This is a genomic window from Pseudanabaena sp. PCC 7367 (genome assembly GCF_000317065.1).
Lineage (GTDB): Bacteria > Cyanobacteriota > Cyanobacteriia > Pseudanabaenales > Pseudanabaenaceae > Thalassoporum > Thalassoporum mexicanum.
On sequence record NC_019701.1, the window covers coordinates 3,294,439 to 3,320,780 of the forward strand.

At 46.6% G+C, this 26,342-nt stretch carries 12 protein-coding genes; 4 read left to right on the forward strand and 8 right to left on the reverse strand.

The window, feature by feature from the left end; genetic code table 11:
* Positions 1-245 precede the first annotated feature (245 nt).
* The 8 genes from PSE7367_RS13115 to aroH form a co-directional block, all read right to left on the reverse strand.
* The gene (locus PSE7367_RS13115; protein ID WP_015165841.1) at positions 246-13,025 is read right to left on the reverse strand and encodes a putative Ig domain-containing protein; all 12,780 of its coding nucleotides are present in this window, start codon (positions 13,023-13,025) and stop codon (positions 246-248) included.
* Between the two features lie 248 nt (positions 13,026-13,273).
* Positions 13,274-13,999, reverse strand: coding sequence for a Uma2 family endonuclease (locus PSE7367_RS13120; protein WP_015165842.1), 726 nt, complete (start codon positions 13,997-13,999; stop codon positions 13,274-13,276).
* 90 nt (positions 14,000-14,089) lie between these two features.
* Positions 14,090-14,782, reverse strand: coding sequence for a Uma2 family endonuclease (locus PSE7367_RS13125; RefSeq protein ID WP_015165843.1), 693 nt, complete (start codon positions 14,780-14,782; stop codon positions 14,090-14,092).
* Between the two features lie 46 nt (positions 14,783-14,828).
* Positions 14,829-16,367 carry an HlyD family efflux transporter periplasmic adaptor subunit gene (locus tag PSE7367_RS13130; RefSeq protein ID WP_015165844.1) on the reverse strand — a complete coding sequence of 513 codons (1,539 nt, stop codon included), beginning with the start codon at positions 16,365-16,367 and terminating at the stop codon, positions 14,829-14,831.
* A gap of 142 nt (positions 16,368-16,509) precedes the next feature.
* Positions 16,510-19,503: a peptidase domain-containing ABC transporter gene (locus PSE7367_RS13135; RefSeq protein WP_041698477.1), complete on the reverse strand. Its 2,994-nt coding sequence runs from the start codon at positions 19,501-19,503 to the stop codon at positions 16,510-16,512.
* 8 nt (positions 19,504-19,511) lie between these two features.
* Entirely contained in the window at positions 19,512-20,219 is a 708-nt protein-coding gene (locus PSE7367_RS13140; protein ID WP_015165846.1) for a peptidylprolyl isomerase, read from the reverse strand.
* Positions 20,220-20,224: 5 nt separating this feature from the next.
* The gene (locus tag PSE7367_RS13145; protein ID WP_015165847.1) at positions 20,225-20,995 is read right to left on the reverse strand and encodes a hypothetical protein; all 771 of its coding nucleotides are present in this window, start codon (positions 20,993-20,995) and stop codon (positions 20,225-20,227) included.
* 640 nt (positions 20,996-21,635) lie between these two features.
* The gene (gene aroH, locus PSE7367_RS13150; protein WP_015165848.1) at positions 21,636-22,019 is read right to left on the reverse strand and encodes a chorismate mutase; all 384 of its coding nucleotides are present in this window, start codon (positions 22,017-22,019) and stop codon (positions 21,636-21,638) included.
* A gap of 386 nt (positions 22,020-22,405) precedes the next feature.
* Between aroH and PSE7367_RS13155 the strand changes: the two genes are divergently transcribed.
* From PSE7367_RS13155 to PSE7367_RS13170, 4 genes are all read left to right on the forward strand, one after another.
* A complete protein-coding gene (locus tag PSE7367_RS13155) occupies positions 22,406-23,260 on the forward strand; it encodes an alpha/beta fold hydrolase (RefSeq protein ID WP_015165849.1) in 855 nt (284 codons plus the stop codon).
* Between the two features lie 107 nt (positions 23,261-23,367).
* On the forward strand, positions 23,368-23,904 hold the full coding sequence (locus tag PSE7367_RS13160; RefSeq protein WP_015165850.1) for a phycobiliprotein lyase: 537 nt from the start codon (positions 23,368-23,370) through the stop codon (positions 23,902-23,904).
* A 346-nt stretch (positions 23,905-24,250) separates the two neighbouring features.
* On the forward strand, positions 24,251-25,258 hold the full coding sequence (gene hemF / locus PSE7367_RS13165; RefSeq protein ID WP_015165851.1) for an oxygen-dependent coproporphyrinogen oxidase: 1,008 nt from the start codon (positions 24,251-24,253) through the stop codon (positions 25,256-25,258).
* Between the two features lie 61 nt (positions 25,259-25,319).
* Positions 25,320-26,342, forward strand: coding sequence for a recombinase family protein (locus tag PSE7367_RS13170; protein ID WP_015165852.1), 1,023 nt, complete (start codon positions 25,320-25,322; stop codon positions 26,340-26,342).

The following is a 26,342-nucleotide window of genomic DNA, read 5'->3' on the forward strand; positions in this document are numbered from 1 at the left end:
TGAATCACTTCGTTGCGATCCGTGATTCAAGTAACACTACTTTTCTCAATTGATTGAGATCTCATTCCCATTGAGATACGTCTGAGTATTTGCTGAATTATGCGATCGCTCATGCCATCAAATCCCCCGTTTCGATCGTAATGCGCCTGGGAAAGGATGGAGGGGGAGATTGGTTTTTTTCATCAAAATTTTATCAATAAACTTCTTGATTTAAAGGCTAACTTGTATAAAAGAAATTGAAATTACTAACTTACTGAGCCTGCAACGTTGAAAGTAAAGCCTGCAGAAAAATCGAAAGACAAACCTATCCCAAGACCAACAATGAATCCAGTACCACTACTATCAGCTTCAACATAACCTGATTGGAATCCTCCTGCTGAGAAAGTACCTGTTAGATATGTGCCAGTAAGTCCTGTATAGCCTAAAAATCCTCCTGCAAAACTTCTCGCAACGCCTCCGTCTGAATTTGGCAGACTAACAAAGTTTGGCAAGTTTGTTACATCTACAGGTGATGTGCCAGTAAATCCACCAACGCTCAACACTGATAAAGCATTACTAGACGGTAAACTACCTACTAGGTTAGAAGTAACAGTAATGTTTCTGCTGACAGCATTAACAGGAATTCCCCGGAACTTACTTGATACAGGCAAGAAGAAAGGATCTGATTTAGCATTTATGAAGGATGCACTAAATTGTGATGATGTCGCACTGACAGGATTGGCAAGTTTTTCTATGAACTCTTTAAAATTGAAAATTGACCTCACAGAAGAAATAATTGGGGCAAGAGTGTTTAGCCCCGTAGCAAAAACTTCGCCTTCCCAGTAAACTAAATTATTATTTTTAAGCCTTTCATAGTAAGAAGCATCTTTTTGAACTAAGGATAGTGTCAGTCCACTTAGTGCCAAACCAGCCCATATTGCAGTCTCTGCTGCTACATTCAGATCAGAACCTTCAAGAATACTCTGAATTGTTTGTGACGCAACAAGTTCATTTATATTGAAAGCGCCAGTAGGATCAATATAAGAAATGGGATTATTAAATCCATACTGATAACGATGCTTTGACATAGGGTTCTCCAAATCCCCCTCAAACGGATCAACACTGGGGAACCTGCCTAAGTTCGGGTCATAGTATCGTGCCCGCAAGTATTGCAGATCCAGATTGGGATCAAATTGCTCACCGCGATAGAGGTAATTATTCGTAGCCGTGCCAGTGGAATTGAGCAAATTACCATAGGCATCATAATCATAGGTACTCACCACCCCACCCAGGTCATCGCTTAGTTGCCGCACACCACTGTGGGCATCCGAGAGATAGAACAGCGATTCACCATTCCGTTCCTGCGAGATGAGATCCAAACCATGTACATACGATGCGATCGGATCGCCATTAGGGGCATATTCTTCTAACACCTCTGGATAAGGGCGAGTCGTATCGATCAGGAAGCGGGTTTCCTCGCCATCCACGATCGAAGCTACCCTGATCCCACTAGCATCATATTTGTAGTCAATTTCCTTAATGCCATTTACATCGGTGATATCCGCCCCCACCAACTGATTCATCGCATCCCAATCATAAACCACCTGGCGATCGGGATTATTAGCGCTGAGCAAATTGCCGTTATCATCATAGGCATAGGTAGTCTCTACCCCATTCAAGAACGAAGTTAAGAGGCGATCGTTATCATCGTAGGTGTAGGTAGTGAGCCCCTCGATCGAATCATCACGGCTGAGGCGATTGCCCACCTCATCATAGGTATAAGTAATTGTGCGATCGCCATTGACCGGGTCAGTAATTGTCTCCTGGGTCAGGCGATATAAATCATCGTAGGTAAATTCAATGATCCGACCGCTGGATTCTTCCACCCTGGTGCGATTGCCCAGTTCATCCAGGGTATAGATATAGCTGGATAAAATATTTCCATTAGCATCGGTATTAGTAACACCAACTAAACGATTGAGATCGTCATAACTCATCGTCTCAGTTACACCATTAGCTAATATAATCTGAACTAAATTACCCGCATCATCAAATTCGTAGTCGGTTACCTCGCCATCCTTAGAAATAGTGTCAATTCGATTAACCTCATCATAGGTGTAGGATGTGGTGCCAGTGGGCGTAGTAATCGATTCGATCGCGCCACCGGAAACGTAGGTATAACTGATTTCAGTACCGTCAGGTTCGAGCCTGGAAGCAAGGCGATTGCGATCGTCATAGTTATAGGTAGTGATGCCGCGATCGTCAGCGTAGGTGGCTAGCTGTCCTGAATCATAGTAAGTATATTCAAACAGTCGGCTCTCATTGACATAGTTCTTCGCACGAAGGCGATCTAGCTCGTCATATTCAAATTCAATTACATCACCATTGAAATTGGTAATACGATCAACCCGCCCAACTTCGTCATAGCTCATCTCCTCGCGTTGGCCTAAGGGACGTTCGACCGCAATCCGTCTGCTAAGGCGATCGTATTCATATTTAGTAAGGCGATCGTTGGCATCTTTTTGCTGAATCAGATTGCCTAGCTCATCATAACTATATTCAGTGCGTTCACCATTCTCATCGGTAACTGCCACCAGGCGATCGAGCACATCATATTCATACTGGCTGCTGCGGCCAGCTTGATCAGCTAAAGAAGTAACATTACCAAACTGATCGTAAACTACAGCAATACTCTCGCCATCAGGAGTCTCTACTCTGGTAACCCGGTCTAACTCGTCATAATCAAATAAGGTAGTGCGACCGAGGGGATCGGTAGTGGCGATCGATCGACCTGCAGCGTCATAAACTGTGGTAACTGAATCATTGAGGGTGTTACTTGAGCCAACTAACTGACCCGCCGCATCATAAATTAGCTCAACCGGATCGCCATCTTCATCCGTTAATCCTGTAGCTAAACCACGCTGATTATAGTCAGACAGGATTCTTTGATTGTCAGACAAATCCCCTGGTGTATCATCCGGCGAGATAGTCTCAGTGACGAGGTTGATCGGATTATAAACATAGTTAGTTGTCTTGCCACTCGGATCAACGATCGCCGTTCTATTCCCCACCACATCATATTCATTCCTCAATCGCAAGTTATCTAACAAATCACCAGGTGTTCCATCTGGGAAAATAGTTTCCGAAGGGCGATTCAGATCGTCATATACCTGCTCAGTACGGCGACCCAGCGGATCGATAACCACGGTGCGATTGCCATTGCCATCATACTCAAACCGAGTCAAATTATCTTCCGCATCTAGAACTGAAGTGACTCTATTATCATTATCGTAGGTTACTGTGGTTGTGAGTGTTCTCTCTCCCTCGGGAGTAGTTTGGGTTCTGGTCTCGGTCAGTGGGTTGCCATTCTCGTCATAAGTTAGGGTGGTCTCGTGACCTAGGGCATCAATTAGGCTGCTTAAATTACCAAAACTATCGTAGTTAAACTCGGTAATATCTCTACCGGCATCCTCAACAATTAACTTAACCCTGCCAACAGGATCGTAAATGTAAGAGCGAGTATAACCAGTAGCATCAGTTTCCGCAGTTAGATTACCTCTACTGTCATATTCATACGATGTGGTGTGACCAAGCGGATTAATAATTGTCGAGAGCTGGTTAAATGAATTATATGTATATCGGTTGGTGCGATCTAGAGGATCAGTCTCAGTTAGAACATTGCCACGACTATCATAGGTAAACTTACTAACAAATCCATCAGAGCCACTTTCATCCGTGATTACCTTCTCAGTCAGGATATTATTATCAGCGTCATAGGTGCGCTCAGTTACCTTGCCAACCGGGTCAGTCTCCTTGACCACATTGCCACGGTTATCATATTCATAGACCGTATCAAAGCCCCGTTTGTCCTTAACAATCTGAAGAGAATTATCAGGGTCATAGGTCATCTCAACCGACTCACCATTGACATCCAGAATTTGTTTCAACCTGCCCTTGTCGTCATATTCAGTTCTGGAGGCAGGCCGATCGAGCGGGTCAATAATGTCTGTGAGGAAGTGATCTCTGGTGGGTTCGTTGTATTGGAACTCAGTTTGATTATTCTCCCGATCGGTCACGGCAATGAGATCGCCATTGGCATCATAGTCATAGGTGATGCGATTGCCCGCTGGGTCTATTAGTGCAGTAATCCTGCCCTGAGCATTGCGCTCAAATACCACCTGCTTGCCAGTGCTGCTTTCTACGCCAGCATCGGTAAAGGTGAGTTGATTGCCATTGCGATCGGTCACGGTGAGCAGATCGCCAGTATTACCATCAATCTCATAGACAATCCCTTCCTTGGTCGTCAGTACAAACGTGCCACCAAAGAAGCCATCGGCAGGATTATATAGCTGCCCACCCAGACCAATAAACTTGCCATTAGAGCGGGTTAGCCTGGTATCCTTAACAGTCAAGGTATTGTAAGAACCAGCCTCCGATTCAAACGCAGGTCTGTAAATAGTGGTATCTTCACCATCCACCACTGGTGGGAAGAAATTAGAGAGCGGATCGCGCTCTGGCTTGAAGGTATAGACCTCCCGATCGCCACCAGGCAGCGTAATGAATACCTTGGTGCCTTCCTGATATGCTTCAGAGCGAATCCCAAGCTGTTCAAACACTTCATCTCTGCCCAGGCTGGTACGCAGGTCTGTATCCCTGAACTCCATCCGCCAGCCAAAGCCAAAGTCATCACTGTTTTTGCTGGTCAGTGAATCATAGGTGCGAGTAACAGTAATTGGAATACCTGTGACTGGAATTTGCAGGTCGGTGAAGGAGAGGCGGAAATTGCCCAGCTTCAACTCACCAACTACATTCACCTGCCGATCGACGATCGCAATATTACCTGCTACATCTGTCGCTTCTAGCCTGAGGGTGTAGGTATCATTCTGGAGAACAGTCGGGTCAAATTCACCCAGGGCAGCGCCATTGACTGTGTCACTGCCACTAGCGATCTCGGTAAAATTATCACTATCGAGTGGCGCTACACTGAGGCTGTAACTGGTCAGGTCATCATCCAGCACTGAACCGATAATATCTTCTGGGGCAGTGAACTCAGTGCCTTCAATTACATCCAGTGAGATATCAGGAGCATTGTTCATCGTAGGATCAATGACCCCGAACTCCTGCTCCACTGTGGCCATATTGCCTGCCGCATCGGTAGCGATCGCCTGGGCAGTGAATACCCCTGACTGGGTTGGTGTATATTCAGCCACACCATTGGCATCGAGGGTAATTGATTCACCATCTATGATCAGCAAGAGTTCAGTCACTCGGATATTATCCGTTGCCGTAACCACGATATTGGCAGGTTCATTGATGTTGACATTGAAGGGGGCACTGAGATTGATGACGGGAGCCTGGTCATCGCCACTGACGGCAATGTCAAAACTCTGTTGTACCGATGCACCACGATTATCAGCTACGGTAATGGTGACAGGTTGGAGTACATTTAATCCTAGTGGTACATCCCAGCGCAATCGACCGAGATTATCAATCGTCATTCCCTCTGGTGCTTCCGTCAGGGTGTAGGTAAGTGGATCGCCGTCGGGCTCTTCTACCCTCAGATTATAGAGATAGGTATCACCCGATTGAATTCCTGTAGCTGGGGTAGAAAGGATTACTGGTGCACTGTTGACGATTGTACTGACCACAAAACTCTGGGTTGCTGTGGCACCATCTGGATCAGTGACAATTACTTCAATACTGAAGTCACCAGTTTGGTCAGTGGTTGGTGTCCATTCAATTAGACCAGTGTTGGCATCGATCGTCATGTCCGTTGGACTATTGCCCAGTGAGAAGGTAAGCGTACCATCTTCTGGATCGCTGGCCGTGGCTTGATAGGTGTAGGGTTCATCGATCGCCGCTGCGTAGATTGGCTGTGAGGTGAATGCAGGCGCTAGATTGGCAGCAGTATCACTAATCAACAAATCATAGGTTTGCGTGGCAATGCCACCCTGGCCATCATCTACCCTCACCTCGATCGTGGCATTGCCCAGGTCAGTGGCAGTCGGTGTCCATTCAATCAAGCCAGTACCAGGATCAATAATCATGCCAGTGGGGGCATTGATCAGCTCATAGCTCAATTGGCCATTATCGCTATCTTCTGCCTGCACCAGATAGCTATAGGCTTTATCCTGAGCTGCTTCTGTAATTGGCGCAGAGGTAATGATTGGCGGAATATTGACCGCATTAACAGTAACGGTGAACTCTTGTAATTCAAATGCACCCTGGGAATCGGTCACCCTGATTACCACATTATTGGTGCCGATATCATTCAAACCTGGTGTCCACAATAATCTGCTGGTGGCAGGATCTAAGAACATGCCATCGGGGGCAGTATCGAGAGTCAATAGTAAATTGTCATTGACGATGTCAGTATCATTGACCTCGATTTGATATTCATAGTCCAGGTTGGCAGTGGCATTCACCCTGGGATCAGAGACAAAGAATGGTGGTGTATTGGGGATGGTGCCAGTGCTGGCTACTGTCAATTCATAGGTGTCACTGACGATCCCACCGCGACCATCATCCACTTCGACTGTGACAATATGAGTACCCACCTGGTCTGGCTGGGGAGCCCAGAATATGTTGCCATTTGGTTCGATCGTCATTCCCGTTGGTGCTTCGGTGAGGCGATACTCCAAGGGGTCATTATCGGGATCGCTGGCTATGACTGTGCCTACATAGGGAATGGCCTGAGTAGTAATGCGGGGTAGCCCTTCAATATTCAGGGTCGGCGCATCATTGGGCAGGTTATCTACTACTTCAATCTGGAAACTAGTTGCAGCTGTACCACCTTCTCCATCATCGGCAGTAATTGAGAAGTTAAAGATACCGGTTGTATTGGGTTGCCACTTGAATAGAACATCCTCAAAGGTATTAAATCTTGGCAATCGCGGATCTTCATCAACTACCGTGGCGCTGGTACCATCGGGCTCAAGGATAAAGGTAAGCGGGTCTGATTCTGGCGTGCGGGCTTCCACCAGGAATTGAACATTTTGGCCGATCGCGGCTTGGCTGGTAGCTGGCGGCACTGTGTAGAAACGAGGCGGTAGATTCTGTGGTACTACCTCGATCTCGAATTCTTGCAATGTCACCGCACCTCTAGCATCAGTAGCACGGATAATCACTGTTTCGGTGCCTACCTGGTCAGCAGTAGCACGCCAGGCCATGATATTGCGATCTATATCAAAGGTCAGTCCTTCTGGGCCACTGACCAGATCAAAGGTAATCAGATCGCCGTCTAAGTCGATCGCTTGAGGGCGATAGAGGATACGTTCATCTACCTGGGCTAGGTTAGGGCCATTGGTAATAAACTCTGGAGCTTCATTCTCATCGGGCGCTGGTGGCACGATGAAGTTGCGCACATTACCGAAGTTATTACCAGTTAAGACTTCACCACTGGCCAGAGTGAGGTTATAGTTGTCGCTTTCAGGGCTGGTAACCTCAAAACCCTCTTGCACTTCCTGGACCACTTTGTAATCGCCAGGAGCCAGGTTGAAGTTGTAGATACCGTTATCATCAGTGGTAGTCCAGATCTCGCCTGAATCGCGGAGGTTGTTATCGTTTTCATCGATGAAGACTACTTCATTAGCTAGGCTCAGTGGTTCGACTGCAGGAATATCGCCGATCGCAACTGGGGCAAAGGTTCTATCTTCACTGAATGTTCCATTTGCTAAACCACCATCCAGGGGAGGGAATTTAGCTGGAACCTGAACTATCCTGACATTTTCTCCATCCCAGTACATTAGGCGTGATCTAGAGCCACCACCACCATCTCTAAGCGCCATTAGATCGCCAATATATGGCTGGAAGTAGTCAGCCCCTATGGCAGACACACCAGGATTCAAACCAATACTAGGAACAGCAAAATGATTTGCAACTAGATTTTGATTTGGTTCAACCAACCTAAATCCAGCCTGCTTAAATTCTAAATCACCAGGAATAAGGGAAGTCACGATATAAGGGACTTCTTCGATCACTCCAGATGGATCTATTGTGTACAGAGTTGTCCCATATGTTGCAAGAATCTTGCCAGCTAAAGGACCATAAGAAAGATCATTTGGGACGATATCACTTACTACTGAAGTAGAGATTTCAACATTGGCTATATTTGACACCTCACCTTCAGAATTTACCCTGTTAATCGCAAGATTAAATCCTGCAGTCCCAGCTTTTGAATACCAAGACGAAGTTATTAAATCACCACCAAAAAGCCCCGTTTCATCAAAAAGAATACGCTGAATCTCTTGAGAAGTTGTATTTGGATCATCGGTAAAAGAGAATGGAGGTCCACCAATATCAGCAAAATCTGGCTCGAATTCAAAGCCACTTTCACCAGTAGTTATTTTCTGAAGTCCAGTTTGCACTAAGAAGTCCCTTGTTACAAACTTGTCACCAGGATTAAAGTCACCAATAAAGTCTTCTGGAACTACCGCAAAACCATCTCTACCTAGGATAATTCCAGGTTCTGGTGTAGCTGAGACAATTTGAGTTAGACTGCCATCTTGTTCAAGCGCAACAATATCTCCCAAACCAACCCTTAAACCAGGAGGATTAACTAGGGTTGCTAGTAGTTGCCCAGTCGTATCATCATACGCAAAGCTATCAATACCGAATGTAGGGTCTTGATAGCTAATATCTACGATCTCAACATTGCCACTATTCAACTCCGGTGGCGTGAGTCGGTTATTCGTTCTAGGTTTAAATACCTGCGGTTGATTGAGCAAATCCTCAGGTGGCTCAAAACTGTCATAGAACACCCGACCCCAGATTTGGCCTGGCTGCTCACTGGAAAGGTCAAGGGTAAAGGAAAGATTATCAAACCCACCCCTGCCATCATCCACCATCACCGAGATATCATGGGCACCAGCATTTTCAGGCTTGGTCGTCCAGGAGATCCAACCCGTCTCAGGATCGATCGCCATCCCTGTTGGTGCTTCGGTCAGTGTGAAGGAGAGGGCATCATCATCAGGATCGATCGCTTCGATCCGTTGCACATAGCCGGTCGCGGTGAATCCATCGGTCTGTGGTTCAGAGATAATAATTGGGGCATTATTACCTTCCTCTGCGGCCGTGAAAATCTTATAGGTCTGGAGCGCTTCACCACCACGAACATCAGTTACCTGCAGGGTCACATCAAACGTACCCGCCTGCTCACCCGTGGGAGTCCAGGTCACCAAACCAGTATCCGCATCAATTGCCAGACCATCCGGTGCGTCTACGACCGAGAAGATAAAGCCATCCTGGTCGGGATCGCTAGCCGTGGCTTGATAGGTATATTCAGCATTGATCGCTGCCTGCACAATCGGCGTGCTGGTGAATAGAGGCGGGCGATTACGATTGCCATCGAGCACACCCAGGTTATAGCTCTGCTCAGTGATACCACCATTGCCATCACTGACCTGCACCGTGACTGTGTAGTTACCGACATTATCAATAATCGGTGTCCAGGAAATAGCCCCAGTGCTGGCATCGATCGCCATGCCATCTGGTGCCGCTAGTAGCTCATAGGTGAGCTGGTCATTATCTGGGTCGGTTGCCTGTACCTGATAGGTGTAGGGTCTATCAACAAATGCTTCTACCCCTGGCTCAGAGGTAATATCAGGGCTGCGATTGGTGCTGGCCAGTACTCTCAGGTTATAGGTGAATTGCGATTCATTGGGATTGAAGAACGAAAGCGTCCGCTGATCGCTAGTAGAGCCGATTGCTAAGCCTTGCTCGTTAATTAAGTTAGTGAAGTCAAAATAGGGAATCCCATCCGGGGTAACGCCATCGAAGTTTTGCACCTGCACGGTTGGATCACTGAGGTTGTCGATCGCCACCAGCAATGGCCCATTAATGTCATATTGACCAATATTCTCCAAACTAACTTCCGTGGAGAGCACCTTATCCTTGTTCACATAGGAAGTGCGACCATATTTCGCTTCCAGGCTGGGTGTCACCTCGGTGATGCTGCTGAAGTCTATATCTGCTGAAACTGGTGTTTCTGAAGTTGGCGTAACTGGGGTACTGGTGCCTGTACCACCGGGCAGAATTGCAATATCAGAAATGGTGAAGGTGGTCTGGGTATCGCTGTCGTTATTGATTAATTCAAAGATTAAATTGGTAGTTTGCCCCAGCGTAAATGCAGGTAGGTTCAGAGTTACGGTCTTATCCACCAGGCTGGCATCAATGCTGAATGCAGCACCTTCGCCTTCGGTCAGATTAAAGAAAGCATCTCTACCCGTAGCAAAGGGTTGCACCAGCGGATCGCCATTGGCATCAACGATCGCTACTTCCAAGGCATCATTAATGCCAGCGGTATCAGTTAAATCAAAATCATCATCATAGGTGAAGGTGAGGATTGCTGGTTGCTCCAGGATATCAAGCGATTCAGTTAAATCCACCTGGAACGATTGCCCCTCTTGCAGGATTAGTGTTCCTTCTTCTAAGCGCGTAAAAGTCTGGGTGGTGGTGACCTCATTGCCCGCAATATCGGTTGCGATCACATCAAAGGTATTCTCACCTAGAATCAGTGGCACATCGGTAAAGGTATATTGACCAGTAGAATCGGTGGCCGTGACCTGATTCGTCTGCACCAACCTGACCTGGGTATTTGGATCGCCCTGGCCTGTGAGCGTGACAATTTCGGCAATGGTTCTGCCATCACCCAGTGGCTCCGTATCAAAGACAGGGTCTAGCTCAAGAGTGGGGGCAGCAGGTGGCGTGGTATCGAGTGTAAAGGCAATGTCAACGTTGCCAGAGGCATTGCCAAATTCATCGGTGGCTTGCAGATTTAAGGTGTAGTCACCATCTACCAGTGGTGCGCCATTGATAGTTTCTAAATCCGCCTGGTCTAGATTAAAGCTACCATCGGGCAACAGTTCAGGAATCAAGCCAGTATATTCACCCACTGGAATATCGCCAAACCCAGCGATGAATTCGTCAATGTTGCTAGCATCGGTGACTGTACCCGTAATCGTTGGGTCTGAGGTAATGCCATCCCCATTAGTGCCGCCGATCGCTGTATCATTTGCCAATTGCCCCGTAATCACCGGTGGGTCAGCGTCTACAGGCAATCGGGTGAAGGTTGGCGAGATCGTAGTTTCATTCCCAGCAATATCTGTTGCCTTTACATCAAAGCTATTATCACCGAGTGCTAAGGCTACATTGGTAAAGGCATATGCACCAGTGCCATCAGCAGTAGTGGTCTGTCCAGTTTGAATTAGTTCTATCTGGGCACCAGGATCACTTTGACCCGTGAGGGTAACAATCTCAGCCGTGGTTTGCCCATCACCAACGGGGTCTGTATCAGAGGCAGGATCTAAGCCGATATCAAGATTGGGAGCAGTTGTATCGAGGCTAAAGTCAATCGTAAAATTAGAGGTATTGCCAAACTGATCAACCGCTTGCAGATTGAGGACATAATCACCATTCGCTAACGGTGCACCATTGATTTGCTCTAACATAGTCTGGCTCAGCGTAAAACTACCATCACTTTGCAGTTCGCTCAGGATATCAACATAATCGGCAACTGGAATACTACCAAAACCTGCAGTTAGCTCTGTAATTGTGCTGTCATCGGTTACAGTACCGCTGATCGTTGGATTTGACGTAATCCCATCACTGACTCCTGTATCATTTGCCAATTGCCCGGTAATAATTGGGCTATCTTGATCTGAGACGATCGCTGTGACCGTAGCATTATTATTAAAAATGGCATTCCCTTTAGCACCGATCGAACCAATTAGCTCTGAGCCATTATTGGAAATAAAATTCTTCGCGGTTAGGAATTCGCCTCTGGTTGCCGATGCCCCATTGAAGATGATGTCACCCTGGGCGATCACAGTCAGGAAATCAGCCTCATCGGTAGTCGTCGTAGCACCATTGAAGATAATGTTTTGAGAACCTGCGGCAATCAAACTTTCACCACTAAACCTGGCTCCGTTATTCAGGTTGATCGATCTAGAAGCCAGAATCGCACTATTGTTAACTTGCGTGTTCGCCAGATTAACACCGCCATTGTTGGCTACGATCGCCACATTATTGAGGGCATGGTTATTACCATTGAAATTAATGTTGCCCCGCTTAACAATGATGACCGTATTCTCGATCGTCACGCCATTGGGAATATTCAATCCACCATTCGTGATTTCAACCACCGTGGGATTATCTGCAGTTCCACCAGCAGGGAAGTTCTGATTCCAATTGTTGGTATTGTTGAACTGATTTGCACGATCAAAAACAATCGGCGTGATGCCTGCAGGAATCCGATCCGCTAGCTCTTGATCCTTAACTGTATTAAAGCCAGGTACATCGACAGTCTGCGGGTCTACGATCTGTGGTGGCAGTAGATTGCTGTAGGGATTATTGGGGGCATTAGCTACGTTATATCCTTCAGAAACAGCGACCGCAAAGGGCACCAGAATCGGTTTGCCCTCACTATCAAGCACAGGATTACCCTGGCTATCTCTTTCTACTGGCAGGGTGGCAGACTTGTTAATCGTAAAGCCTTCTTTGCCATAAACCAGGGCATCGTCACTGGTATCCAGGGGTGCACCATCAAAGTCGCCACCATTGTTGATCGTGATTCTACCCTCAGCTTTGATCGCAAATTCGGGAATGCTAGTTACTGCCGATGCTGCTAGAGGACTTGATGATAGCGGTGGTGAGGATAGCTCGCTTGATTCTGGGCTGCTACTGAGCGATTCCTGGACTTGCAATGACAAATCACTACCAGCAGAGATGGGTGCGATCTGCTCGTCGTCTAGATTAAAGGTAGGGATGCGATCGCCAAATCCATTACCACTGGTTGGATTAGTCAGGCGGCTCTGGGCTGGTACTAGCAGATCGTCTGTAATGCCTGCTAAACCATTAATATTACTGCCATTACCTAGATCTAGATATGGGCTATTTGGTTGCAGTGGATTGCGTTGGCTACCACTTTTATAGCGGGATGGATATTTAAGTGGTGCATCAAGACTGGCATCTAATAATGGATTCCCTAACGTTGCTGCATCCAACAACGATGGCGTGTTTGCTAATAACGCCTCATTACTTATTTGCATGTTTTGTTAATAACCCAGTGCAACCCTATCGATATCTACTTAGCGCCAGCTTTAAGTAAATTCACTTATCAATATTGCAGGATAAGCTTTTACTTAACTTACCCTCTCTATTGAAATTATCATCTCCAGGTTAAATTTTGACCAAATAACATCCAAATTTATGTTTATTCAGCACTTTTATGGCGATTGGTATTGCTTAATCACCATGTAAATATTTGTTGCTCCGTAATGAGACCTTGGTCAGATACTCAAAGATCATTTGGATCAATACCTAGCTCTTTAAGTTTTTCTGCTAGTCGATCTGCTCTTGCTCGTTCTTGCTCTAATTGCTGTTTAGCCGAGTTGGCCTGCTGTTGAATAATTTCTGCAGGTGATGGATATCTGTTTCCATCCTGGCCATACCAGAACAACCACTCCCGCTCCCAGGAATCAAAGATACTATCGGCTCTACCAATCCCCAGGTTTAGTTCCGGTAGCCATACTGGTTCGCCTGCTTGCAATACATATTCACCCTCAATCAGCTTATAAACTTCAAATGGTTCATGCCGATCGCGTCGATAGAACTGTGGGTTATAGAGTACATAGTAGAGGGCACCCAACTTAGCATACTTAAGCATCTTGGCATCGTATTCACCACCATAGGCATGGGAAACATGCTCAAATACCATAATTGGCGGGATGAAGTTTTCTTCCCACATCACATAGCTCTTACGGCCAAACTCACCCTTGTGTTTGGTCACACCAACGCTGAGAAACCCATCCGGCACGATCGGCACCCTGGGGTTGTCCAGGTCATAATAAATACCCATATCACAGGCCAAAATCCAATCCTGGCGATCGGCCCATATAATTGACAATATGGCTCGTAGTAGGGCGGGAACTAAATCCTGGAGTTCATTATCCACAGGTGTATCGTCAGAGTCGGGTAATTCATCTGAACTGGGCAGACGCAGCAGCGCGTTGTACTCTACCATGACGATCCTCCTGACTGACTGGCTAAATACAGCAATTTAACTCTGAACTAATCTTGACTTGATTTTAGCTGATCCATTTAAATCAATGTCCTAAAGAGTATCGGGATCAATACCTAGCTCTTGCAACTTCTTGAGTAATTTCGCATTTTGAGTTTCTTGCTGTTGGATTACTTCCACAGGCGATGGATATCTGTTTCCGTCCTGGTCATACCAGAATAACCATTCTCGCTGCCAGGCTTCAAAAATGCCACTGGCTCTACCTATACCTAGATTTAACTCTGGCAACCAAACTGGCTCACCTGATTGCAATATATACTTGCCTTCAATCAACTTATAGACTTCAAAGGGTTCATGCTGATCACGGCGATAAAATTCAGGGTTATAGATCACATAGTAAAGCGCGCCTAGCTTGGCATATTTTTGGATTTTCTGGTCATACTCGCCCCCATAGGTATGGGATACATGTTCAATCACCATAACTGGCGCAATGAAATCCTCTTCCCACATCACATAGCTCTTACGCCCAAATTCACCCTTGTGTTTGGTCACACCAACGCTGAGAAACCCATCCGGCACGATCGGCACCCTGGGGTTATCTAAGTCATAATAAATGCCCATATCACAAGCCAAAATCCAATCCTGGCGATCTGACCAGATAATTGACAATATGGCTCGCAACAAAGCAGGGATTAAATCTTGCAGTTCACTATCCACAGGCGTATCGTCAGAGTCGGGTAATTCATCTGAACTGGGCAGACGCAGCAGCGCATTGTACTCTACCATGACGATCCTCCTGGTTATGAGGTTTAGGGGTGAATGTAGTTCGATTCTATCTTACAAACTTAAACCCATCAGTAGTATTAATAAACAAGTCAGTAAACAGACTGATTACTCGCCGATCGCGCACCAGGATATTGACAGAAAGTGACATACCCGATTGCAGGTTGACGGGCTTTTCGCGGATCATAATATCCTGGCGTTCTAATTCAATGTGGGCAGGATAGCTATAGAATGGCCTGATTTGATCCGGTGGCAATGAGTCAGAGCCAATGAAAACTACTTTGCCTTTCACATCGCCGAACTCACTGAATGGGAATGAATCAATCCTGACATCCACTGACATCCCCTCTTCTACAAACCCAATATCCTGGCTACTGATATAAACTCTGGCGATCAAAGTCTCGTCAGGTACTAACTTGAGGATAGGCTCATTGGCAGCAGCTACAAACCCTGCCGAGGTGGGCTGGAGGTCAAATACTTTACCTGCTACCGGGGCTCTCACTTCTTCATATTTGATTGTTTGCTCGGTCTGGGTGATGCGACTATCGATCTCGGCGATCTCCCTGGTGTTGGTGACAATCTCCCTGGAGATATCGCTCTCTATTTCGGCAATGCGTTTACTATTTTCGGCGATCTCAGTGAGTAGATTCTGACTGGCAGTGGCCATGATGCTATCGGCGGTTGTTTTAGCTCTGATAATGCCAACCTGTAATCCCTGCTTTTCCTGCTGCAATTGATCGATTTCCGCCTGGATATTCTGTACCTCTAATTCCTGACGGATAAACTGCACCCGCGATACCACACCATCGGCCAGGAGTGGTTTTAAATTATCCAGTAGCTCTTGATTGATATCTCTAACCTTAGTTAAATTAGCAATCCTGATATCGGTTTGCTCTACTTGCTCAGCCAGTTGATCAGCTTCCAGGTTGGCCACCTTAAAGCGGAGATTCAAATCAGTTTGATGAGCCTGTAAGCGCTGAATTTCGGCAGGATTAAACTCGCCATTGGTTACACCCTGCAATTGAGCCAGGAGTAATCTATTCTCTCGTAGCAGCGTATCGCGGTTAATCGTGAGGGTTCTCAGTCTAGGTGAGGCTGTTTCACTTAGCTCTGGCTCCACGCCATCCATCTTGGCTTCATAGTAGGCACTTTCTTGCTCAATAATTTCCTTGACCTGCTTAAGTGAGTCGAACTGAGAAGATGAAACCGTGGTATCAAGGCTCACCAGCAGATCGCCTGCTGCCACTTCCTGGCCATCAACCACATGGATCGCACTGACTACCCCACCTACTGAAGATTCGATTTCTTTCACTGCCCCCTGGGGTTCTAATTGACCCTGAGCAGGTACTGCTTCTTCAATCCTGGCAATGCTAGCCCAGGTGATCGCTGCCGTAGTCACGCCAAGCAACGCCCAAAGGATAGAACGTGACCATTGCCCCGATTGCTCGAGCGTAACAGGCTGATCAAACTGGCCCAGCCGTGTTGCACCTGGGGTGAGCTTTCTAAGTGGTGATAAGGCTGAGCTGGGCGGAATATTTTGCGGCAGGGAAATTGAACCCGCACCATTGGTTTGTTTGGGAGTACTCATGAGTTTGTATCTTTTGCCCTAGATGAATACTGCCACCCGATTATTCAGTTGTTCTACATTTCTACTATTACTACTAATATCACGGATAAGTTACGCATTTGCGCTTAATATTTCTAGCTAGCTTGGCATAGAGGTCAAACACTTACATCTGGGCACTTTGCTGTTGATAGAGACAGTAATAACTACCTTGACTTTGCATCAATTCTGGATGGGTACCCTGCTCAATCAATCGCCCTGCTTCCAGCATCAAGATCTGGTCGGCATTCTGGATCGTCGGCAATCGATGGGTGATAAAAAGTACCGTCCGGTCTTGAAAAGTATGGCGAATATTTTCGCAAACCTGGCGCTCGGTTTGGTAATCCAGCGCACTGGTAGCTTCATCAAATATCAACAAGCGCGGATTCTGGAGAATCGTTCTAGCGATCGCAATCCGTTGCCGTTGCCCACCGGATAAATTAGCGCCCCGCTCACCAACTCTAGTGTTATAGCCCGCTGGCAGAGTCATAATAAAATCATGGGCACAGGCGATCTGCGCTGCTTCAACGACTGTTTCTGGTTGCACATCAGGATTAGATAGCATGATGTTTTCCTGCACCGTGCCATCGAATAGCATTGTTTCTTGCAAAATGATGCCAATCTGGGTGCGCAGTGAATACAGCTCGACTTTGGCAATGTCATATTGATCGATTAATATGCGACCGCTATTGAGTTCGTAAAGTCTGGGCAGTAACTTAGCCAGGGTGCTCTTTCCTGCCCCGCTCTGGCCAACAATACCCACAAAGGCTCCAGTGAGGATTTCAAGGTCTAGATTAGTGAGTTGAGGTTGGTCAGTTTCATTAAAGCTAAATGTAACGTTTTCATAGACAATTTGCCCCTTGATATAGGGCATGGGGATATTCTGCTGTTCGATTTCATCTTGCTCTTGCGGGGTATCGAGGATATCGCTAAGGCGTTCCAGTGAAAGGGCAGTTTCCTGGAAATTCTGCCACAGTTGAATCAATCGCAGCAGCGGACTGGTGGTATAGCTGGCAATGATCCGAAAGGCGATCAATTGCCCCAGGGTCAGCTCCTGCCGGATTACTAGATATGCACCCACCCACAGCAACAGCAGGCTGGATAAATGATTGAGAAAATTACTCATCGATCCGGCGGCGGTGGAGGTAAGCACCGACTTAAACCCAGCGCTTACATATTTGGCATAGTGCTTTTGCCAGCGCCATCTGGATAGTAGTTCAATATTCTGAGCCTTAACGGTTTGGATCCCAGCAATTACTTCCACAAAATAAGCCTGGGTCTCGGCATTACGCTCGGCTTTGGTGCGCAGTTGTTGTCTAATTAAGGGCGCAACGATCAGTGTCAACAAAGCAAATAAGGGCACCGTGGACAGGGCGATCCCAGTTAGCAGCACACTGTAGAACAGCATCACTACAATGTAAATCACCGAAAAGATCGCATCCAGAACTACGGTTAAGGCTGTACCAGTTAGGAATTGGCGAATGTTTTCTAATTCATTGACGCGATTTGATAGCTCACCAACGGGGCGACGTTCGTAGTAACGTAATGGCAATCGCAACAGGTGATCAATCACTTCTGCGCCCAGGTTCAGATCAATTCTATTCGTCGTATCCACAAATAGATTGGTGCGGATCGCGGAGATTATTGCTTCAAATACCGCCACCACAATCACGAATGAGCCCAAAAAGTTAAGCGTTTCTACCCCATTCTGGATAATTACCTTATCAATAATAATTTGAGTAACCAGGGGATTAGCGAGACCAAATAGCTGCACAAAAAACGAAGCAATTAGAACTTCAATTAATACCCGACGATGGCGGATGATCGAGGGGATGAACCACTTCAGGCCAAACCTTTGCTGTGGCGTATGCTTGGAAGCTTGCAATAACAATACCTGCCCCTCTTCACCCCAGGCTGCAATCATTTCCGCAATTGTGTAAGTAACAATCCCCTGTTCTGGGATCGCCAGGGTGAGATTATTATTGCCCACCTCATGGATAATCGCACCGCTATCCTGCCAGGCAATCATTGCTGGTACGCGGATCCGATTGATGTTCTGGGTCGGTAGATGCACCAGTTGTGATTTCAATCCCATCAGCTCTGCCAGCGCACCGCAATATTGCAGAGGAATACTACCATTACGATCAAACTGGTTAGCGATCGCCCTCCTGAGCACATCTCTTCGCGGTGGCATTTGCCAGTATTTGGCCAGCATCTGAAAACAGGCCAGAGTGCCATTGATTGGCCCCTTGCCAGGAATGAACTCAAACCGTGGACTATTAGTTACAGTAGTAATTGCAACGGTTTCGCTGGTTTCTGGATAATCAGGTGCATAGGGGACATCAGCCAGTTCATCTTCAGGCTCTTCCTGGTTAGCTGTTTCCACATCCACATCAAACATCTGACTCAGGTCGATTTGCAGCCAGACCTGCGGATTAATACCAATCAAACGCGCATTGCCAGGTTGCTTAATCTGGATTGACTCTCTCGGATCATTTGGCTCTAAAACTTCACCGGGCTTAAAGTTGATGACACTACCACCGCTATAGAACCAGGTCAGGTTCGGGTCTAGCTGTGACAGGGCAACCTTACTGCGCGAGGCATATTGCACCACGCTATGCTCCAGGGCATAGGAAGATAATTGCTTTAAGCTGATATGACTTAGATCTGGTCGGCGCTCTAGTTCTGTACCCAGAATGTCATAGATTTCCACCAGCGGGATTTGTCGCGTTATAGCCTGGGTGAATTCAGCGCTTTGCTTTAATAGGCCAGAAAACACTTTAGCGGGAATCGCCAGACAGGCGGTATCAGTCGTGGCGATCGCAGTCTCGCAGGACACTTGCCTGATTAAGCTCAGCCACCCGGTCAGATCGCCTGGCTCTAATAGCTGCAATGTCTCAGGGACATTACTATTTGGTGGTTGCCCCAGGATTCTGGCCTGGCCGCTGTAAATTACATACACATGGCTGGGCATTAAACTACGCACCAGGATTGCTTGTCCCATCCGATAGCGCAGCGGATGGATGTGTTGAGCAAGTCGGTCTAGGCTATTGGGTTCAAGTTGACTAAATAGGGCATGTTGACTGAGAAACTCACGCAGGGGCAGTTTGGTATTAGTCATGGGTAGGCTTAATCGGGGGATGGCTGCATCCGGAGTTGCTGCTCTAACCATTGCTGAAACAATTGTCCCAACAGGCTTTGGCGCATCACATCATCCAGCACAGCGGCTTGCTTTTGCTCCAGTCGAAGCAGAATATACCACTTATCGATCGATATGGGCGGCTGGATCTGACCTGGCTTAGCGATCAATAAATGCTGGGCAATACTGGGATGTAAGTTATGCAGCGGGGTTGGCCCTAACAGCCCACCAGTCTGAGCCTCTGGCCCCTCAGAATAGGTGCTGGCTACTTCGGTAAAGCTCTGCTCACCATCCTTGATCCGAAAGTACAATTCCTGCACTACTTCTGCACTGTTGGTGCGAATCAAAGAATAAGTAACTATGTCTAGTTGACTGCGCTGGGTCAGAAAGATCGATTCCAGCTTATGCCCCCAGGTTTGCTGCTTATAAATCTCAATCCTGGCTTCACGATCAGCAATCTCAACTAGCTGATCTCCTGTCAGGCCGTAATAGTTTAAATAGGCTTGCTGGGCTTCCGGTTCACTAATTTGATATTTCGCCAAAAATTGCTGCTGTGCCTGTTCTTGCTGCGCTGCGGTTAGGTGGATATCAGCGATCGCTTGATCAATAATCAATTCCTGCTTCAGCTTTGGCAGCAATCGATATTTGGCCAGTAATGGCAGCAGTTCACCAGCCTGAATTGGAATATCGTCAACCACTGATCCTATTGTTTAGCTTTGCTAGTAGGTTGTTCTGGCTTGGCTTGATCGCTACCGTTATCATTAGCCAGACTCGCTTTTTGATTCTGGGCAAAGCTACCCACAATATCTGAATAGGCTTTTATACTCTCTGACCAACCATCAATCCGTTGTTGTAATTCACTTAGTCGTGTCGATTGCTCTTCACCAGCTAATTCATATTGGATACTCCCACCAAATAAGATCGCGGGTCTGGTTTCCTGACCTGGCATATTGACCCGTGCTTCGCTCACGGTTAGACGCAGTTGCCCTTCGGCCAGGGTAAAAATGTAGTTGATCGTGGCACCGATCGGCTCTTGGCTATGCTCATACCAGGGGCCAGGTTTTAATAATGTTTCAGTGATGTATTTACGCGCTGCGGTTTCTTCCCCTTCAAAACTCAGCACCGCACTGGGGTTAATGCTGATCGCCATATATTCTGCCAATGGTAGCGATTTACAGCATTTGCTAGCAATGTCAATTATCTTTGGCTGTTCCTGACGCTTAGCCGGTTGCGAGAAAATCAGCCGATTTGACTGGGCGGCGATCACCAGATTACCTTCAAAGGTTAGCTGAGAAACATATTCGGTTTGAACTGGCTGACTGATTAGTTGTAGATCTCCTGGGACTATGCCGCTATACCTCAGGAAATCATAATTAATCACACCTGGGTTTAAGTTGTTGACAATTAATACGATTGAAATCTCCGCCAGGTCAAGATTGCGGTTGGTTTTACTATTGGTGCTCTCGGCATTCATATATCTAGTTTGCTACGGCTGGTTTATAGCAAAATCCTATGCCAATTCGCTTACCATCTATCTCTTCTATATGCTTTCTTTAGGTTTCAATGATCACTCACTGTAAGTAATCTAGTGTAGCCCTGAGCATAGTTTCAACTAGCGAAGGAGACTGAAATGACCGTCTCTATTTTTAGCAATCAAAATTGTCTAATAACTCAACATCTTCATGCGTGGTGGCTCGTTGAATTATAGTATTGCTTATTGCCGTTCTACTTACCGAGACCACTACAATGCAGACTATCGTTATTTGGGTAGTCATGCAGTAGTAAGGATAATTGGCAATCGATTTAAAATTCGGAGCTTAGCTTATTTGGGTTATGGATATTCAACTATCTCCTAGATCCTTACTTGTTCAGCACTACCCGTTATTTTAATGTTGGCTTTAGGGTTGTTTGTGAAAACCAGTAATTTAAGTCGATAAGCTCAAGCTTATATTTGAGTTCTTATACATGCTTTACCGCAAATTTCAAGTTAATCTCAAATGCTTGAGATCTCAAGGAAGTGATTTTGAGATCTCACTCCGAATGAGACGCTACAGCCGCAAAAAGAGCAGCCTTTATCTGGATAACTGGATAACTGGATAACTGATTAAATAGGGCTAGCAACTTCTGAGCGAGGTAAGATCGGGGCGCAGATGGCTAGCATCCTTCAGATAAATATGTTGGATTTGGCCTTGTTCTAGCTCTGTGTTGATGTGCATGAGTACCCTAATGCAGCGCTTTAGATCACCTTCGACGTGCATATGCTGCACATCCAGCAATGGCACATGTTCCCACTGAGGTAGCGATCGCGCTATTTTGGCTGGAAATACACTATTAATATCAGTAGTAACAGAAAAGGTTACACTTACAATATTTTCAGGATCGATATTATTGCGATCGGCGATCGCGGTTAACATTTCCAATACCGCAACCTGCACCGCTTCCGGGGTGTTTGCATCTACAGTTGTTGCTCCACGTACGCCACGCACTCGCCAACCCACGTTACCTACATCCTCTAACGCCCTGTACTGTCAAGCATAGTGAGATCTAATGAGCAGATCTTACCCATGCTTCAATCACTAACTACCAAACTAATTCTATAGCTCTAATCTGGGATTATCTGTACTAAACCTGGCCATTTGATCCCAGTTAATATCAACTCATGCCAACTAATCAATAAATCATGTCCATCAGTACCGATCGCCAAATATTTTAGTAACCAGATAACCAACTACTTAAACTATTACCTAACTATGTACACAAGGGGCAATAGTTTGCCAAAATTATTATCTAATTACAAGCGGCCAGAACTTGCTTTAGTTGATAAGATCGATATTAAACCATCAAATCAAAACTAATATTAAGCGATCGCGTAAAGTTATTCTTCATGCCAAGTGTGATCATTGCTGGGGCAAGACATAATTATGCACTTACTCCCCAAACTGATACCCCGACTACGCTGGTTTTCTTGCATGGCTGGCTACTTAGTCAGGTCTATTGGCAACCGTTGGTTAATTTACTCAGTTGTCATTATCGGTGCCTAACCTATGATCTGCGTGGGTTCGGTCGATCGGGAGTTGGCGATCGTCGCACCTATAGCCCCGCCTGCTATGCCCAGGATCTCAGTGAGTTGCTCGACCAACTGGAAATAAACTCAGCCTGGCTGGTGGGGCATTCACTGGGCGGTGTGATCGCGCTGTGGGCGGCCAGTATGCTGAGCGATCGAGTGGTAGGCGTGGCCTGTCTTAATTCCGGTGGCGGCATTTACCTCAAGGAAGAATTTGAGAAATTCCGGCAGGCTGGTCAAACGATTCTTAAGTTTAGACCCGTCTGGCTCGATCGAGTGCCCTTATTGGCCAATCAATTTGCCAAGGACAGTGTTAAATTTCCCCTTGCCAAACAATGGGGGAAACAACGCATTCAAGATTTTGTGGGGGCTGATTTTGAAGCAGCAAAGGGAACCCTGCTCGATTCGACTAGTGCCGAACAGGTACATCTGCTGCCGCAGGTGGTGGCAAAACTAACCCAACCAGTCTATTTCTTTGCCGGTGCGGACGATCGGATTATGGAGCCCAAGTATGTGAATCATTTGGCCAGTTTTCATTATTTGTTCAATGGCAGTGGTGAGAATGTCTTTGAACTTAACGATTGTGGCCATATGGGGATGTTGGAACAACCCGATCGCATTGGTCAAAAGTTATTAACGCTGTTGCCACCGCCACAAATCAAAAATGTGGCCTGACTCTTGCCCAGATCTTTTTAATGTCCGCAATGGTTTATGCCAATAAGTTAGGCAGACAAGCTACGCAGGTAGTAATCTAGAGAGACTAAAACTTCGTCAAGACAAATATGGATATTGTGGAATTCTTTCAGCAATGTGCTGGAGAATGGATGATGCAGCGCACCAGTCGCAACTTGAATTTAAATACTTCCGAAGCCAGCCGCACCAAGTTACTGGTAGAAATTTTGCCGCAGAGCGATCCAAATATTGCCCAACTATGCCAGCAACAGGATCTTGCTCCCACGGCGATCGCCCTGGCCACCAAGATTAGCTGGGATGGGGATATGGATTTTGGCAAACAAAAATATACAGGTAGTAATATTGTGGCGATCGCGCCAGATGCTCAATCCCCAGAACTAGGTAAGTTAGTTAGCCTTAAAAATGGCAATGGTAGCGATCGTGGGATCTTGAGTAGTTATGTACTGCGCAATGATGGCACCCTGGTGATAACCACCATGCATAACCAAACCCACCTAGAGGAGCGGGTCTGGTTTGCCAGCGAGAATTTTAAGCTCCGCACCAGTTTGCTAACTCAACCAGATGGGCAGCGGGTGGCATCTTTTTGCACCGAAATTAGAAGGGTACCCATGCCTGCCAGTGCATAAATTTGGCTAGGTAGGATATTAAGAGCTGTAAAGAAAATCTAAGTTAGCAGCCAAAAGGCCAACAGCTAATTAGACTATTTATGGAGCTTAATTAATGCCTGAAGGCTTGATCTGCTCTAAATCAAAGCAGGATTAAAGCAACTTCAATGTAGTTTTAATTATCTTTTTAGTAGATCGAGGTAGTAGATCGGGGTAAGCAAAAAATCAGTGGCGATCGCTTCCCATTTAAACCTGCCCCTAAGCTCTTACGCTGGACATCAAGCATTGAATTTAAGCATTGAATTTTGCTTTGATTATTTTTTAATCTCCATTTGCAACTATTTGAAAGCAGTTCTAAACGTAAATTATGACTAGTACCGCCCCTGCATTGCCAAAGGTTCCCACCGATTCAAAGGAACGCATTAGCCAGTTTATGCAATCGCTGCAAGATGATATTTGCGCTGGCTTGGAAACCGTTGATGGTGGCGCTGAGTTTAAACAGGATACGTGGGAGCGGCCTGAAGGTGGTGGTGGTCGATCGAGAGTGATCGAAAATGGCAATATTTTTGAAAAGGGTGGCGTTAATTTCTCCGAGGTGTATGGCTCTCACCTGCCCCCCAGTATTCTTAAACAGCGCCCTGAAGCTGCTGGACATACTTTCTATGCCACGGGTACCTCAATGGTGTTGCATCCGCTCAGCCCCTATATTCCTACTGTGCATCTCAACTATCGCTACTTTGAAGCCGGCCCAGTGTGGTGGTTTGGTGGCGGCCTCGATCTCACTCCCTATTATGGGTTCCGCGAAGATGCTACCCATTTGCACAATATGCTAAAGCAGGCTTGCGATCGGCATAATCCCAGTTACTATCAGGTGTTCAAGCCCTGGTGTGATGAATATTTTTACCTCAAACATCGTCAGGAAATGCGCGGCGTGGGTGGAGTGTTCTTTGACTACCAGGATGGTACAGGGCAGCTTTATCGCGGTAAAAATCCCGAAGGCAATGCGGCCAGGATTAGTAATGAAATTGGCGATCTGGCTCCTCGTTCCTGGGAGGAGATTTTTGGGTTTGTGCAATCCTGTGCTGGTGCGTTTTTACCCGCCTATACAGAAATTGTCAATCGCCGCCGGGGCATGGAATGGGGCGATCGCCAGCGTAATTTCCAGCTCTATCGCCGTGGTCGCTATGTGGAATTTAATCTGGTCTACGATCGTGGTACTATTTTTGGCTTGCAGACCAATGGCCGCACCGAGTCGATTTTGATGTCATTGCCACCCCTGGTACGTTGGGATTATGACTATGCTCCTGAAGCAGGCACACCAGAGGCAGAGCTTTATGACGTGTTTATTAAGCCTCAGGATTGGGCTACTGTATAGTTACGCTATAGTATTTGATTATTTGAATTTAAGTTCAGTTACAGCAAAGCATTAAGGCAACGTGGCGCGATCGCAGCATAAGGGCACTGGTAGCAAAAAAGGCGATCGCCTCCGTGCTAGTCATGCCCTCAATCGGATTCAAGCGATGCCGCCACCCGGTAGGCCACCCTACGGCTATAAGCGGGGTAAGGATGGCTATGTGGTCGATCGCGCTGCTGTGCCAGTGGTGCGCGAGTTTTTTGATCATTTTTTGCTCTATGGCTCCTTGCGGGGGGCGGTACGGCACATTGGCCAGAAGTTCAATAAAAAAATCTCGGTTTCAACTGGGCGCTACTGGTTGCGAAATCATACCCTGCGTGGCGATCTGGCTCACCAAACCGAGCAAGAAACCAAAATTATCCGCAATACCCACAAGCCGATCATCAACCGGGAAGAAGCGGCTCAGGTCGATCGCCTCTTGCGCCGGAATAAATCCTTACCACCGCGAACGGCCAGTGCCCCGCGATCGCTAGCTGGGTTGGTCAGTTGTGCTAGCTGCTCTGGCAAAATGACCGTGATTTCAGCCAAGCCTGCCAAGGTGACCCAGGTTAATTCCAGCAAATCTAAAAATTATTTATATTTGCGTTACCAGCAATGCCCGTTGCAACCAAAATGTAAATCGATCGCCTATGAGCAGGTATTAGAGCGGGTGATCAATAAAATTTGCCAGGATTTACCCCAGGCGGTTAGTGGCATGGGTATGTCGGGGTTGGGGCGAATTAAGGCGCAAATTGAGGGGGCGATCGCCCAGAAGCAAGATTTAATCAACCAGCTTCCTGCCCTATTAGAATCGGGTATCCTGGATGCAGAAACGGCGGATCTAAGGATTTATAATCTGCGTACCGAGATGGCGAAGCTGGAGGATCAATTGGCGCAACTGCCACCACTTAATCTACCGGCGATCGCTAAAACCCTCTCGATTCCTCAGTTCTGGTATGACCTCTCGGAGGCAGAACGGCGTTTTTATTTGCGTGAGTTTATTCGATCGGTGCAGATCGATGCAAGAGAGCCAGAGAATGAGATCAAGATTATTTTTGTGTTCTAA